Origin of the sequence: Pseudomonas sp. SDI (assembly GCF_003105155.1) — a bacterium.
In the GTDB taxonomy this organism is placed as follows: Bacteria; Pseudomonadota; Gammaproteobacteria; order Pseudomonadales; family Pseudomonadaceae; genus Aquipseudomonas.
The window spans coordinates 37,057-51,070 of the sequence record NZ_QETK01000019.1 but is presented as its reverse complement, the minus strand read 5'-3'; the positions used below and the strand labels follow the sequence as shown (position 1 = coordinate 51,070).

Genomic DNA, 14,014 nt, shown 5'->3' with positions numbered 1-14,014 from the left:
CCTTCGATCGGAGATCGCAAAACGGGTTGGCTGAAGTTTATTGTTATAATATAACATAAAAACACAGTATCACTCGAATGCCGCCTTGATGAGGAACTGCGCTATGTCCGACCGTCTTCCCGTAACCGTGCTCTCCGGCTTTTTAGGTGCCGGTAAAAGCACCTTGCTCAATCACGTACTGCGTAACCGCGAGAACCTGCGCGTGGCAGTGATCGTCAACGACATGAGCGAGATCAACATCGACGCCAGCGAAGTGCAGCGCAACGTCAGCCTGAACCGCGCCGAAGAAAAACTGGTAGAGATGAGCAACGGCTGCATCTGCTGCACCCTGCGCGAGGACCTGCTGGAGGAAGTCAGCCGACTGGCCAGCGAAGGGCGCTTCGATTACCTGCTGATAGAATCCACCGGCATCGCCGAGCCGCTGCCGGTTGCCGAAACCTTTACCTTCCGCGACGAACAGGGCCGCAGCCTGGCCGATCAGGCGCGGCTCGACACTATGGTCACGGTGGTCGACGGCCTGAACTTCCTGCGTGATTACCAGGCTGCGGAAAGCCTGGCCTCGCGCGGCGAGACCCTGGGTGAAGACGATGAACGCTCGATCAGCGACCTGCTGATCGAGCAGGTGGAGTTCGCCGACGTGCTGCTGCTGAGCAAGATCGATCTGATCAGCAGCCAGGACCGTGAAGAGCTCATGGCCATCCTGCGCAGCCTCAATGCCGAAGCGCGGATTGTGCCGATGGTGATGGGCCAGGTGCCGCTGGCGCAGATCCTCAATACCGGCCTGTTCGACTTCGACCGCGCCGCGCAGGCACCGGGATGGTTGCAGGAGCTGCGTGGCGAACATGTGCCGGAAACCGAGGAATATGGCATTGCCGCCAGCACCTGGCAGGCCCGCCGGCCACTGCACCCGCAGCGCTTCTACGACTTTATCCACAGGCCGTGGGGCAATGGCCGGTTGTTGCGTTCCAAAGGTTTTTTCTGGTTGGCGAGTAAACCTCAGGACGCCGGCAGTTGGTCGCAGGCCGGCGGCATGATGCGGCATGGTTTTGCCGGACGCTGGTGGCGCTTTGTGCCGCGTGAGCAATGGCCGCAGGATTCGCAAAGCACGGCCGAGATCCTCAAGCACTGGAGCAGCGAATGCGGCGACTGCCGGCAGGCGCTGGTGTTTATCGGTCAGCACATCGATTTTGCTCGGTTGGATCGCGAACTGAGCGCCTGCCTGCTGACCGATGCGGAAATGGCGAGCGGCGTCGACGCCTGGAAGCACTTGCCCGACCCGTTTGGCCCGTGGTTCGACGAGGAGGCGGCATGATGCTGGCGCTTAAACCGGCGGCACAGGCACGCCAGGCCTTCGGTACGTCGCCGAGCGTGCTGGCCGAGGTGCTGCAGGATGGCGTGAACATGGCGGTGTGGCAGCGCCGCCTGCCGGCGCAGATCGAGGATTTCGTCAGTATTCTGCTGTCGCTGAAGCCGTCGCTGGCCGAGTCGCTGGTAGTCGACACCGACCCGGACGCCGATGCACCGCCGTTGGACAGCCTGGCGTCGGGCTATGCCGATCTGCAGGGGTACGCCGGGTTCATCGCCGATGTCCGCTGGTTGGTTGGCGCCTACGCCTGCCTGCTCGATGCACGCCGGGTTGGCCTGCGCTTGCGCGTGCTGGAGCGGGCAATGTGCCCGCGCTTTCACGTCGATCATGTGCCGCTGCGGCTGATCACCACCTATGGCGGGCCGGCCAGCGAGTGGCTGGACAACGGCCAGATACGGCAACTGGCAACCGGCGATGTGGCGCTGCTCAAAGGCGAGAAATGGCTCGGTAACGAAGGTGCCGGCCTGGTTCATCGCTCGCCGGCCCTGGTCGAAGGCGAGCGCCGCTTGATCCTGACGCTTGACTGGATGGCGTGAGACGGGAACATAGTGCGATTCCTTCCTGGCGAAACCTTCCCCATGCTGCAGCAGATACCTACGCACCTGATCGCAGGCCCCCTGGGTGCCGGCAAGACCAGCCTGATTCGCCAGTTGCTGGCCCAGCGCCCGGCCGATGAGCGCTGGGCGGTGTTGATCAACGAGTTCGGACAGATCGGCCTGGATGCGGCGTTGCTCAGCACCGATGACCAGGGCGTAACCATGGGCGAAGTAGCCGGTGGCTGCCTGTGTTGTGTCAATGGCCTGCCGTTTCAGGTCGGGCTCGGGCGCCTGCTGCGCAAGGCGCGGCCAGATCGGTTGTTTATCGAGCCCTCGGGCCTGGGCCACCCGGCGCAACTACTGGCCCAGTTGAATCGTGCGCCGTGGCTGGGCGTGCTGTCGGTGCAGCCGGCGCTGATGGTGCTCGACGCTCAGGCGCTGGCTGCTGGTGAGCCGCTGCCGGCGGCACAGGCGCAGGCGTTGAGCAGTGCCGGTCTGCTGCTGCTGAACAAGGCAGATACGCTGCCGGAGGAAAAGCGCCTGTGGATAACTGCGCAACTGCCGGAAGTGCCGATGGTATGGTCGGAGCAGGGCTATTTGAACCTGGTCGATCTCCCCGGCTATGCCAACGGCGCTGTGGAAAGAACCGCTGTGGATAACCTCGCAGTGACGGAAACCCCTGCGGCACTGGCCAGCCTGTGGACAAATCCCCAGGTACCGATCTGCAGTTATCAACAGTTGGCGGACGGCTGGAGCATTGGCTGGCGTTGGCATCCGGCTCAGCAACTGGATCGCCAGCGGCTGCGGACATTCCTCGAAAGCCTTGGCTGGCGGCGGGCAAAGCTGGTTATCCACAGCCACGAGGGCTGGTCTGCGGGGAATCTTCTGAACGGCGCGGCGTTGCTGTGGCAGCCGAGTGAATGGCGGCAGGACTCGCGCATCGAACTGATCTTTGCCGAGGCCCAGGATGTGGAAAAGTTGAACGCCGGTATGCTCGGCTGCCAAATGGCAGTGTACTCATCACGGGACTAGCCCGCTCCCACAAGGGCACCGCATGGTGCCGCGATCGCATCATCACGCCACTGTGGATAAGTCAGTTGCGCCAGCGATTGTGTTCCTGTCGCCACTGGTTCATCTCGATGACGTTATCCCCAAGCGGCGGCGTCTTGATCTCGAACGGGTAGGGCGCCAGCTCGATCTGCATCGTGTGCGCGCCAAATTGCGTCACCGTGCCCGGGTGACGCTGCTCGCCGGTCACCGTGAATTCGAAGTTATACACACGGGCCAGCCGTTTGCGGCCATTGGCATCGCGGACAAAACCGATCTTCTTCAACGCCACGTTGCCGTCCAGCAGCTCCAGATCGAGCTTGGCGCAATGCTGCTTGACCCGCTCCAGCGCCTTCTCGCGCAAGCCATGGTTATGCCACAGCCAGGCGCCTGCAGTCGCCAGCAGCATCAGCACGAGAATATTTTCGAGGCTTAACATCTACGGTTGCTCCCACCAGGTGTGCTCAGCTTAACTGCCGTTCCGGTCTGTCGTACAGGTGGCATTTGGCGCCATACTGCGCGCCTTGTTTTTCATTCGATCGCTTTGGAAGTCCTGCATGAAACGTACGCCGCATCTGCTCGCTATCCAGTCCCACGTGGTGTTCGGCCACGCCGGCAACAGTGCCGCGGTGTTCCCGATGCAGCGGGTGGGGGTGAATGTCTGGCCGCTCAATACGGTCCAGTTCTCCAACCATACTCAGTATGGCCAGTGGACTGGCGAAGTGCTTGCGCCAGAGCAAATTCCCGCGTTGGTGGACGGTATTGCGACGATCGGCGAGTTGGGCAACTGCGATGCGGTGCTGTCCGGCTACCTGGGCAGCGCTGCGCAGGGGCGAGCGATTCTTAGCGGGGTGGCCCGGATCAAGGCCGCCAACCCCAAGGCGCTGTACCTCTGCGATCCGGTCATGGGCCACCCGGAGAAAGGCTGCATCGTGCCGGCCGAAGTCAGTGACTTCCTCTTGCACGAGGCGGTGGCGGTGGCCGATGTGCTGTGCCCCAACCAGCTGGAACTGGACAGCTTTTCCGGGCGTCGTGCCGAGTCGCTGGAAGACTGTGTCGGCATGGCCCGTGGCTTGCTCGAGCGCGGACCGAAGGCGGTGCTGGTCAAGCACCTGGCCTATCCAGGACGCAGGCCGGAAGACTTCGAAATGCTGCTGGTCACCACCGAAGGCAGCTGGCACCTGCGCCGCCCGTTGCTGGCCTTCCCGCGTCAACCGGTAGGCGTTGGCGACCTCACCGCCGGGCTGTTCCTGGCCCGGCTGCTGCTAGGTGACAGCTGGCTGGCGGCGTTCGAATTCAGTGCGGCGGCAGTGCACGAAGTGCTGCTGGAAACCCAGGCCTGCGCCAGCTATGAACTGGAGCTGGTGCGTGCCCAGGACCGTATCGTGCACCCGCGTGTGCGCTTCGAGGCGCAACGCCTGGCGTTTTAAACCGCCTCTTCCTTCAGCTCCTGGTAGCGCTTTTCCAGCTCCTGACGAATCAGACGCCGTTGCTTGCCCTGCAGGAAGCGGCGTTTTTCCTCGCTGGATTCCGGCTGACGCGGTGGCACGGCCACCGGTTTGCGGTCGTCATCGACAGCAACCATGGTGAAGAAGCAGCTGTTGCTGTGGCGCACCGAACGCTCGCGGATGTTCTCGGTGACCACTTTGATGCCCACTTCCATCGAGGTGTTGCCGGTGTAGTTGACCGATGCCAGAAAAGTCACCAACTCGCCGACATGCACCGGCTCGCGGAACACCACCTGGTCCACCGACAGAGTGACCACGTAGCGCCCGGCGTAACGGCTGGCGCAGGCATAGGCGACTTCGTCGAGGTACTTGAGCAGGGTGCCGCCATGTACGTTGCCAGAAAAGTTGGCCATGTCCGGGGTCATCAGGACGGTCATCGACAGCTGGGCGTTTCCAGGTTCCATAGTGTGCTCACGGTAAGGTTGCGCTGAGGCGGGGTGGCGACTGGTGTTCACGCTTCTTTCCCCTTTTTGATTCCCATCCAGAAACGGGACGCTGATAGCGGCGCTGCCGTCACGCCGTTCATGCCATTTGCGGTGATGAAATGGCCGATCTGTTTCTTCATATTGCACCGCCTTTCTGCCAAAGGTGGCGGTGTTAACCTCTGGGGGCCCCATGCAATGTGGGCTGCCGCTATTTAAAAGACTAACCATCCGCAACTCAATCAGCGCGTTATCAGCCGAGCGGTGGTTTGGGCAGCGACCACACCAAAGGAGTGACACGCCATGCATGCCATAAGCTTTATTCAGGACCTGGCGGTGATCATGCTGGTTGCCGGGGTGGTCACCATCCTCTTTCACCGCTTCAAGCAGCCCGTGGTACTGGGATACATTGTCGCCGGCTTCATCATCGGCCCGCACACCCCACCGTTCGGCCTGATCCACGACGAAGACACCATCAAGACCCTGGCCGAACTCGGGGTGATCTTCCTGATGTTCTGCCTGGGCCTGGAATTCAGCCTGCGCAAGTTGTTCAAGGTCGGCGCCACGGCGTTCATTGCGGCGTTCCTGGAAATCGTCCTGATGATCTGGATCGGTTTCGAGATCGGCCGCTGGTTCGAGTGGAGCACCATGGATTCTCTGTTCCTCGGTGCGATTCTGGCAATTTCCTCGACCACCATCATCGTCAAGGCGCTCAATGACCTGAAGATGAAGAACGAGCGCTTTGCCCAACTGATCTTTGGCGTACTGATCGTCGAGGATATCCTCGGCATCGGCATCATCGCCTTGCTCTCGGGTATCGCCGTGAGCGGCTCGGTAAGCTCCGGCGAAGTTTTCTCCACGGTCGGCAAGCTGTCGCTGTTCATGATTGTCGCGCTGGTCATCGGTATCCTGCTGGTGCCGCGCCTGCTGGCTTATGTGGCCAAGTTCGAAAGCAACGAGATGTTGCTGATCACCGTGCTCGGCCTGTGTTTCGGCTTCTGCCTGCTGGTGGTCAAGCTCGAATACAGCATGGTGCTGGGGGCCTTCCTGATCGGTGCAATCATGGCCGAATCGCGCCAGTTGCTGAAAATCGAACAGCTGATCGAGCCGGTTCGTGACCTGTTCAGTGCAATCTTCTTTGTTGCCATCGGTCTGATGATCGACCCGAGCGTGCTGGTCGAGTATGCCTGGCCCATCGTGGTCATCACCGTCGCCGTGGTACTCGGCAAGATGCTGTCCTGTGGCCTCGGGGCCTTTATCGCCGGTAACGACGGGCGCACCTCGCTGCGGGTTGGCATGGGCCTTTCGCAGATTGGCGAGTTCTCCTTCATCATTGCCGCGCTGGGCATGACCCTGCAGGTCACCAGCACCTTCCTCTACCCGGTGGCGGTGGCCGTGTCGGCGATTACCACCTTGCTCACCCCGTACCTGATTCGTGCGGCCGACCCGCTGTCGCTGAAGCTCGCCAAGGTAGTGCCCGGGCGCCTGGCGCGGGTGTTGTCGCTGTACGGGGAGTGGCTGCGCAGCATCCAGCCGCAAGGCGAGGGGGCCATGCTGGCCTCGATGATTCGGCGTATCCTGCTGCAGGTTGGGGTCAACCTGGCCCTGGTGGTGGCGATTTTCTTCAGTGGTGGCTACTTCGCTGCGCACATCGGCGCCTACCTGAGCGACTGGCTGCCGGACATTGGCCAGCAGAAGGCGCTGATCTGGGGCGCGGCACTGTTGCTTTCGCTGCCGTTCCTGATCGCCGCGTATCGCAAGCTCAAGGCCCTGTCGATGCTCCTGGCGGAGATGGGGGTCAAGCCGGAGATGGCCGGGCGGCATACCCAGCGGCTACGCCGGGTGATCGCCGAAGTGATTCCACTGTTGTCGCTGCTGGTGATTTTCCTGCTGCTGTCGGCACTGTCGGCGAGCATTCTGCCTACCAGCGAGTTGCTGTTGCTGATCGCCGTGGTCGCGGCCGTGGTGGTGGCGGTGCTCTGGCGCTGGTTCATTCGGGTGCACACGCGCATGCAGATTGCGTTGCTGGAGACCCTGGACAATCAGAAAGAGCCGCACCACTGAGGCGCGGCGGGGGGAAGGCGATCCTGTGCGGACACTTCGTATGTCCGAGGGGATGGAGCGGTAGCGAAGCCGCCACGCACAGGAAGGCGTGGCGATTCTACGAACATTGCTAGCCAAGAGCCATCATTTTGTAGGGCGATTGGCGTTCAACTTTCCAGCCAGACATCCCGTGCCCAGTGCCATACCGACTCCCAGCTGTCTTCGGTGACACTCTCTTCTTCGCCCGACCACAGCACCACGGTGCCGTCTTCTTCGACGCAGTAGTAGTTGTCGCCGTCCTGGCAGATCGGAATCAGGTCGCGCGGTACGCCGGCGTCCCAGGCATTGGCGGCCACGTCCGGCAGGTAGGTGTGCGACTGCGGGTCGGTCACGGTGACGGGCTCCAGGCTGCCATACACCACGTCGCTGACGGTCAGCAGGAATTCCTTGAAGACGAACGGAATGTTGATGAACAACTCTTCTTCGATCTCGACCAGCTGATCTTCGTCAGGCAGCTCAAGCGGCACAGGGACCGGTTCGTTGGCTTCTCGGAGTTGTTCGATGACTTCTTCCACGGCTCTATCCTCTAACCTTTTTGGCACGCTGCGCGTTATACCCTAGTAGGGCACTACGCTAAAAGCAAAACCCCGGGACAGGCCCGGGGTTTTTTTGTGCAATGCCTCAAGATCAGCCGTTCTGGCGGATACCGGCAACCAGCCAAGGCTGGTTTTCGCCCGGGGCGCGTTCCATGTTCCAGCTTTCGCTGAACACTTCGCCCTGGTCGAAGCGCGAGGTTTTCGACAGACCGCTGAAGGTCAGGGTAGCAATGGTCTTGTCGGCACGATCGTCGACGCCTTCCAGCTGCACGTTCAGGTTGTCGATGTAGGTGGCCTGGAAGCCATCGCCCAGCGCGGCACGTTCCTGTTTAAGGAACTGCAGCATTTGCGGGGTGACGAACTCGGCGATCTTGTCCATTTCGTTGGCGTCCCAGTGCTGCTGCAGCGACTGGAAGTGGTTGCGCGCGGCAGCCAGGAAGCTCTGCTCGTTGAACCAGGCCGGCGCGTTGATCACCGGACGGGCGGCAGCGGCAGGTGCGGCGGAACCACCGAATACCGACGGCTGGGCAGGTTGCTCGAACGCTTCACGCTGGAATGGCGCGTGACCGGCGGCGGCCATTTGTGGCTGCTGCTTGCGGCGACGGGCGGCGATAAAGCGGAAGATCAGGAAGGCGATGACCGCCATGATCAGAATGTCGAAGATCTGCATGCCGTCGAAGCCGTCGCCCATGAACATGGACGCGAGCAGGCCACCGGCGGCGATGCCGGCCAGTGGGCCGAGCCAGCGCGAGGCACCGCTGGCGGCAGGCGCGCGGCCTGGAGCGGTTGGCGTGGCAGCAGCAGGGGTGGCAGGCGCAGCCTGACGGGTTTGGTGAGTTGGCGCGGCGCCCGAGCTCTTGCCACCGCCGAAGCGTTTGGCATTCGCGTCGAGGCTCATCGTCAGGCCGATGCACAGCGCCAGGGCGATGCTAAGAAAACGTTGCATATAAGGGAATTCCCGTTTTGTGGATTGCACGCGCGTCATGGTGCACAGGTTGTAGGACACATGACCAGCGACAAGATGTTTCCATCTTTTGCCTGAACAGTCAGCTACAGGATGTAGGAGATTTCTCTCCTGGAGGGGCAGTGCCCAGTGGGCACTGGCTTTTCCGTGGGCGCTGGCCTTGCCAGCGATTGCAGCCACACCCGCCTCATCGCCGGCAGGCCGGCTCCTACAGTATTAGAGCGCTTCCAGCTTGGCGTAACCCAGCATCAGCCACTTGCTGCCTTCGGCGAAGTTCACCTGCACCCGGGCCTGCGCGCCGGAGCCCTCGAAGTTGAGGATCACGCCTTCGCCAAACACGGCGTGTTGCACCTGTTGGCCCAGCTTGAACGCCGTTTCGGGAATGCTCGCCCCACCAAACAGGCTGCTGGAGTTCTGCTTCTGCCCGGAGCCGTACGGCCGGCTCACGCTGTTCGACAGGCGCACTTCCTGCACTAGCCCGGCCGGAATCTCGCGAACGAAGCGCGACACTTTGTTGTAGGTCTCGCTGCCGTATAAACGACGGGTTTCGGCATAGGTCATCACCAGGTGCTGCATCGCCCGGGTGATTCCCACGTAGGCCAGGCGGCGCTCCTCGGCCAGGCGGCCGGGCTCTTCCAGGCTCATCTTGTGCGGGAACAGGCCTTCTTCCATGCCCACCAGGAACACCTGCGGGAATTCCAGGCCCTTGGCGCTGTGCAGCGTCATCAACTGGATGCTGTCTTCGTGCTCGTCGGCCTGGGCATCGCCGGCTTCCAGCGACGCATGGCCGAGGAACGCCGCCAGTGGCGACAGGTCGGCGTCTTCCTCGCTGCTTTCGAAGTTGCGCGCCGCGCTGACCAGTTCCTTAAGGTTTTCCACCCGTGCCTGGCCCTTTTCACCTTTTTCTTCCTGGTGATAGACGATCAGCCCGGACTGCTCGATGACGGTCTGGGTCATCAGGTGCAGCGGCATGTCCAGCACCTTGGCCGCGAGGTTCTCGATCAGCTCGATGAACGCGCTCAGGGCGCTCGCCGCGCGGCCCTTGAGGCCCTTGTTGGCGATCAGCAGGCTCATCGACTCCCACATCGACACCTGGGCATGGCGGGCGTGGTCGCGGATCGCCTCGACGGTTTTTTCGCCAATGCCACGTGGCGGCACGTTGATTACCCGCTCCAGCGCCGCATCGTTGCCGCGGCCCTCGAGCAGGCGCAGGTAGGCCATCGCGTTCTTGATCTCGGCGCGCTCGAAGAAGCGCTGGCCGCCATAAATACGGTAGGGGATGCGTTCGCGCAGCAGCGCCTCTTCCAGTACCCGCGACTGGGCGTTGGAGCGATAGAGGATGGCGATATCGCTACGCGCCATGCCGGTTTTCAACGCGCTTTCGATGGTTTCGACGACGTAGCGCGCTTCATCGTGTTCGTTGAACGCGGCATACAGGCTCAACGGCTCACCGTCGCCGCCGTCGGTCCACAGCTCCTTGCCGAGGCGGTCGCTGTTGTTCGCGATCAGGGCGTTGGCGGCCTTGAGGATGCCGGCGGTGGAGCGGTAGTTCTGCTCCAGGCGGATCATCTCGGCGTCGGGGAAGTCGGCGCTGTACTGATGGATGTTCTCGATTTTCGCGCCGCGCCAGCCGTAGATCGACTGGTCGTCGTCGCCCACCACCATCAGGCTCTGGCCACCTTGTGCCAGCAGGCGCAGCCAGGCGTACTGCACGGCGTTAGTGTCCTGGAACTCGTCCACCAGCACGTGGCGGAAGCGCCGCTGATAGTGCTGGAGCAGGCCCGGATGGTCGCGCCACAGGTCGAGGGCGCGTAGCAGCAGTTCGGAGAAGTCGATAACCCCGGCACGCTGGCAGGCCGCCTCGTAGGCTTCATAGATGCTGCGCATGGTGCCCAGGTACAGGTCGCCGCTGGCCTGGATATGCTGCGGGCGCAGGCCTTCGTCCTTTTGCCCGTTGATGAACCACTGCGCCTGGCGCGCCGGCCAACGCTGCTCGTCCAGGCCCAGCTCGCGGATCACCCGCTTGACCAGGCGTTGCTGGTCGTCGCTGTCGAGGATCTGGAAGTTCTGGTTCAGCCCGGCTTCCTGCCAGTGCGCTCGCAACAGGCGGTGCGCGAGGCCGTGGAAGGTGCCCACCCACATGCCGGCCGGGTTGATACCCATCAGTTGCTCGATGCGCTGGCGCATCTCGGCAGCGGCCTTGTTGGTGAAGGTCACCGACAGGATCGAATGGGGCGAGGCCTGCTCGACCTGGATCAACCAGGCGATACGGTGCACCAGCACTCGGGTTTTACCGGAGCCGGCACCGGCCAGAACCAACTGACGGCCAAGTGGGGCCGCTACGGCCTGACGTTGGGCGTCGTTGAGGGAGTTCAACAGGAGGGAGAGATCATCGCGCATCCGGCCATTTTAGGGGCGCGATGGAGTCAGGGGCAAACCCGCAATGGAAAAAGTTGCCGCCGACGACTGCCCGCTCATCGGCTGCAGCCCTTGGCCCGCGTGCTTGAGCGCTCGGCGCTGAAACCGTGTTGTGAAATATCGATGCGAATTTATGACCCAGAGCAGTTTGGCGGACGCGATTGCTTGTGTATGCTCCGTGCACGTTTAAGGCTCACCATTACAAGAACATTGCCTATGACCCTCGTTTCCGGCCCTGTCAGCGCGCCTCTGGATGCGCCTCGGGGCATCCGCCGCCAATTTGCCACTCAGCTGGCCGTCGAGCGTACACGTCTGCTGTACCAGGGCTCGCTGCTGCCTACGTTGTTCATGCTGCTCAACGGCCTGGTCTGCGCATGGCTGCTGTGGAGCCCGCAGCGCTACCTGCTGGTCAGCGTCTGGGTGGTCTGGTTGATGGCGCTGGTCGCCCTGCGGGTGATCCAGGTGGCCGCCTTCGATGCGGCCATGCCCGACCGTCAGGCCCGACCGAGCTGGCGACGGATGTTCCTGCTCGGTTCGGCGTTCAGCGGCCTGACCCTGGCCAGTGCGGCCATTGCCCTGGTCCCGGTCGACGATTTCGTCCAGCAGGCCTGGGTGTTCGGGCTACTGGGCGCGGCCACCCTGTCGGCAAGCGTCGCCTATGCGGTCAGCTTGCCGGCCTTCCTCAGTTTTACCCTGCCATGCCTTTTACCACCGATCGCCTTCCTGTTCTGGAGTGGCGATATGCAGCAGCAAGGCTGGGGCTGGCTCGGCCTGATCCTGCTGGGCGCCTTGCTGGTTGTGGCCTGGCAGGTCAACCGGGTTATCGACAATGGATTGCTGCGACGCTTCCAGAATCAGGCTTTGATCGAACACCTGCAGGCCGCGCAAAGTCGCAGCGAGCGGCTCAACCAGGCGCTGGCCGGCGAAGTCGAGCAACGTCGTCTGATCGAAGGCCAGTTACGCGAGGCACAGGCCGGGCTGGAAGAGCGGGTGGCCGAACGCAGCCAGGAACTCGACCGCGCCAACCAGGCCCTGAGCAAGAGCGAGCAGCGCCTGGCGCTGGCGCTGGATGCCAGCGAGCTGGGCCTGTGGGACTGGAACCTGCAAACCGACGAGGTGCATCACACCCAACTGCGCGAGCTGTTCGGGCTGAGCCCGGATCAGGTGCGGGTGATGCTCGCCGACCTCAAGCCACGCTTGCATCCCGATGACCTGCCGGCACTCAAGCGCACCCTGGTCGAGCACCTCAAGGGGCGCACCGAGGACTACCGCATCGAGTACCGAGTGCTGCACAACCTCGGTCACTGGTGCTGGATCGAGGACCGCGGCCGCGCCGTCGAGCGCGATGCGCAAGGGCGGGTGGTGCGCATGCTTGGCACTCGCCGCGATATCAGTGCCGGCAAGGTTCAGGAAGAACAGCAACGGCTGGCGGCGACGGTGTTCGAAGCGGCCAGCGAAGGCATCGCCATTCTCGCCCCCGATTACAGCCTGCTGGCGGTCAACCAGGCGTTCTGTCGCATCACCGGTTACAACCGCGATGAACTGTTGTCGCGCAACGCTATGGACCTGCCGTGTAGTCGCGACGCCCGCCGGCACATGGCGGCCATCGATCAGGCGCTGGACCAGCAGGGCAGTTGGCAGGGCGAGTTGGTCGAGGCGCGCAAGGACGGCGAACTGTATCCGCAATGGTTGCAACTGAATGGCGTGCGCGATGTGCGGGGCAACATCAGTAATATCGTCGGCTTCTTCACCGATCTGTCGGCGCGCCGCGAGTCGGAGGAGCGCCTGCGCTACCTGGCCCATTATGACGAGCTGACGGGCCTGGCCAACCGTGCCCTGTTCCGCCTGCGCCTGCACGAGGCCGGACAGCGCCTGCGTACCAGCGGCCGCAGCCTGGCGCTGCTGCACATCGACCTGGACCGTTTCAAGCTGCTCAACGACAGCCTTGGTCACGAAATTGCCGATCAGTTGCTCAAGCAGATGGCCCAGCGTATTGCCAACGCGGTGCCGGAGTCGAACACCGTGGCGCGGTTGTCTGGCGACGAGTTCGTGGTGCTGTTCGATGGCTACAGCAACCTCTCCAGTCTGGTACGGGTGACCACTCGGCTGCTGGAAAAACTGCGTGTGCCGCTGCGGGTCGAGGGCCACGAACTGGTAATCAGCGCTTCGGTGGGGATCAGCCTGCTGTCGGAGGTGACCCTCGACCTGAATGCGCTGGTCAGCCAGGCCAACATGGCCATGCAGCACGCCAAGCACCTGGGTGGTGACAACTTCCAGTTTTATACCGAGAGTCTGCAAGCCAGCACCCTGGAGCGCCTGCAACTGGAAAACCAGTTGCGCAGGGCCATCGAGGAGCGCCAGCTGGAGGTCTACTACCAGCCCAAGCTGTGCCTGGCTAGCGGCCGCCTGCATGCCGCCGAAGCGTTGGTGCGCTGGCATCATCCGCAGTGGGGCATGGTGCCGCCGGGCGAGTTTATTGGTCTGGCCGAAGAAACTGGGTTGATTGCGCCAATGGGCGAGTTTGTCTTGCGCCAGGCCTGCTGGCAGGCGTGCGAATGGCAACGCCAGGGGCTGGCGCCGATCCGTGTGTCGGTAAACCTGTCGGTGTACCAGCTGCGTCAGGGCAAACTGGTCAGCCTGGTGCGCCAGGTACTGGAGGAAAGCGGGCTGGAGCCGCACCTGCTGGAGCTGGAACTGACCGAAAGCCAGCTGTTGGACAGCGTCGAGCACATCATCGCGACCTTCCGCCAGTTGCACGAACTGGGGGTAAAGCTGGCCATCGACGATTTTGGTACCGGCTACTCTTCGCTCAGCTACCTCAAGCGCTTCCCGGTCAATTACGTGAAGATCGACCAGACCTTCATCCGTGGCCTGGAGGAGGGCAGCGAGGACGCCGCGATAACCCGGGCGATCATTGTCATGGCGCACAGCCTGGACCTGAAAGTGGTCGCCGAAGGCGTGGAAACCGCCGAGCAGTTGGCGTTTCTGCGCGAGCAGGGCTGCGATGAAGTGCAGGGCTACCTGATCAGCCGGCCGCTGGAAGCGCACAAGCTGGGGCTGCTGCTGGGGGACGGGCTGGTCTGGTAAGTGCCCCGGCCCCGAATGCAGGGCCGG

General features: G+C 62.7%; 11 protein-coding genes. 6 read left to right on the top strand and 5 right to left on the bottom strand.

Translation table 11 applies throughout. The annotated features are described in order from the left end of the window. The first annotated feature begins 103 nt into the window (after positions 1-103). From zigA to DCO48_RS14185, 3 genes are read left to right on the top strand one after another with little or no spacing between them, the layout of a single operon-like run. The gene (gene zigA, locus DCO48_RS14195; RefSeq protein WP_116551243.1) at positions 104-1,312 is read left to right on the top strand and encodes a zinc metallochaperone GTPase ZigA; all 1,209 of its coding nucleotides are present in this window, start codon (positions 104-106) and stop codon (positions 1,310-1,312) included. Beyond that, on the top strand, positions 1,312-1,902 hold the full coding sequence (locus DCO48_RS14190) for a DUF1826 domain-containing protein (RefSeq protein WP_116551242.1): 591 nt from the start codon (positions 1,312-1,314) through the stop codon (positions 1,900-1,902). The genes zigA and DCO48_RS14190 overlap by 1 nt, the downstream gene beginning before the upstream one ends. 42 nt (positions 1,903-1,944) lie before the next feature. After that, positions 1,945-2,934 (top strand): GTP-binding protein, encoded by a 990-nt coding sequence (locus DCO48_RS14185; protein WP_116551241.1) that lies wholly within the window; start codon positions 1,945-1,947, stop codon positions 2,932-2,934. A 61-nt stretch (positions 2,935-2,995) separates the two neighbouring features. On the opposite strand, the gene DCO48_RS14180 is transcribed toward DCO48_RS14185, so the two are convergent. Continuing rightward, positions 2,996-3,388, bottom strand: a complete 393-nt coding sequence (locus DCO48_RS14180; protein WP_116551240.1) for a DUF3301 domain-containing protein — start codon at positions 3,386-3,388, stop codon at positions 2,996-2,998. 118 nt (positions 3,389-3,506) lie between these two features. Between DCO48_RS14180 and pdxY the strand changes: the two genes are divergently transcribed. After that, positions 3,507-4,379, top strand: a complete 873-nt coding sequence (gene pdxY / locus DCO48_RS14175; protein WP_116551239.1) for a pyridoxal kinase PdxY — start codon at positions 3,507-3,509, stop codon at positions 4,377-4,379. Here the strand turns inward: pdxY and DCO48_RS14170 are convergent. Beyond that, on the bottom strand, positions 4,376-4,861 hold the full coding sequence (locus DCO48_RS14170; RefSeq protein ID WP_116551238.1) for an acyl-CoA thioesterase: 486 nt from the start codon (positions 4,859-4,861) through the stop codon (positions 4,376-4,378). The genes pdxY and DCO48_RS14170 overlap by 4 nt on opposite strands. Positions 4,862-5,182: 321 nt before the next feature. On the opposite strand from DCO48_RS14170, the gene DCO48_RS14165 reads away from it, so the two are divergent. Then, entirely contained in the window at positions 5,183-6,943 is a 1,761-nt protein-coding gene (locus tag DCO48_RS14165) for a cation:proton antiporter (protein WP_116551237.1), read from the top strand. 146 nt (positions 6,944-7,089) lie between these two features. On the opposite strand, the gene DCO48_RS14160 is transcribed toward DCO48_RS14165, so the two are convergent. From DCO48_RS14160 to uvrD, 3 genes are all read right to left on the bottom strand, one after another. Next, positions 7,090-7,497 (bottom strand): SMI1/KNR4 family protein, encoded by a 408-nt coding sequence (locus tag DCO48_RS14160; protein WP_116551236.1) that lies wholly within the window; start codon positions 7,495-7,497, stop codon positions 7,090-7,092. 112 nt (positions 7,498-7,609) lie between these two features. After that, on the bottom strand, positions 7,610-8,464 hold the full coding sequence (locus DCO48_RS14155) for a Tim44 domain-containing protein (RefSeq protein WP_116551235.1): 855 nt from the start codon (positions 8,462-8,464) through the stop codon (positions 7,610-7,612). 234 nt (positions 8,465-8,698) lie between these two features. Then, positions 8,699-10,882 carry a DNA helicase II gene (gene uvrD / locus DCO48_RS14150; protein WP_116551234.1) on the bottom strand — a complete coding sequence of 728 codons (2,184 nt, stop codon included), beginning with the start codon at positions 10,880-10,882 and terminating at the stop codon, positions 8,699-8,701. 234 nt (positions 10,883-11,116) lie between these two features. Between uvrD and DCO48_RS14145 the strand changes: the two genes are divergently transcribed. Next, positions 11,117-13,987, top strand: a complete 2,871-nt coding sequence (locus DCO48_RS14145) for an EAL domain-containing protein (RefSeq protein WP_116551233.1) — start codon at positions 11,117-11,119, stop codon at positions 13,985-13,987. Positions 13,988-14,014: the final 27 nt, after the last annotated feature.

Excerpts from the sequence above, each read along its gene's own strand:
- zigA (WP_116551243.1), top strand. The coding sequence starts at position 104 with ATGTCCGACCGTCTTCCCGTAACCGTGCTCTCCGGCTTTTTAGGTGCC.
- DCO48_RS14190 (WP_116551242.1), top strand. The coding sequence starts at position 1,312 with ATGCTGGCGCTTAAACCGGCGGCACAGGCACGCCAGGCCTTCGGTACG.
- DCO48_RS14185 (WP_116551241.1), top strand. The coding sequence starts at position 1,945 with ATGCTGCAGCAGATACCTACGCACCTGATCGCAGGCCCCCTGGGTGCC.
- DCO48_RS14180 (WP_116551240.1), bottom strand. The coding sequence starts at position 3,388 with ATGTTAAGCCTCGAAAATATTCTCGTGCTGATGCTGCTGGCGACTGCA.
- pdxY (WP_116551239.1), top strand. The coding sequence starts at position 3,507 with ATGAAACGTACGCCGCATCTGCTCGCTATCCAGTCCCACGTGGTGTTC.
- DCO48_RS14170 (WP_116551238.1), bottom strand. The coding sequence starts at position 4,861 with ATGGAACCTGGAAACGCCCAGCTGTCGATGACCGTCCTGATGACCCCG.
- DCO48_RS14165 (WP_116551237.1), top strand. The coding sequence starts at position 5,183 with ATGCATGCCATAAGCTTTATTCAGGACCTGGCGGTGATCATGCTGGTT.
- DCO48_RS14155 (WP_116551235.1), bottom strand. The coding sequence starts at position 8,464 with ATGCAACGTTTTCTTAGCATCGCCCTGGCGCTGTGCATCGGCCTGACG.
- uvrD (WP_116551234.1), bottom strand. The coding sequence starts at position 10,882 with ATGCGCGATGATCTCTCCCTCCTGTTGAACTCCCTCAACGACGCCCAA.
- DCO48_RS14145 (WP_116551233.1), top strand. The coding sequence starts at position 11,117 with ATGACCCTCGTTTCCGGCCCTGTCAGCGCGCCTCTGGATGCGCCTCGG.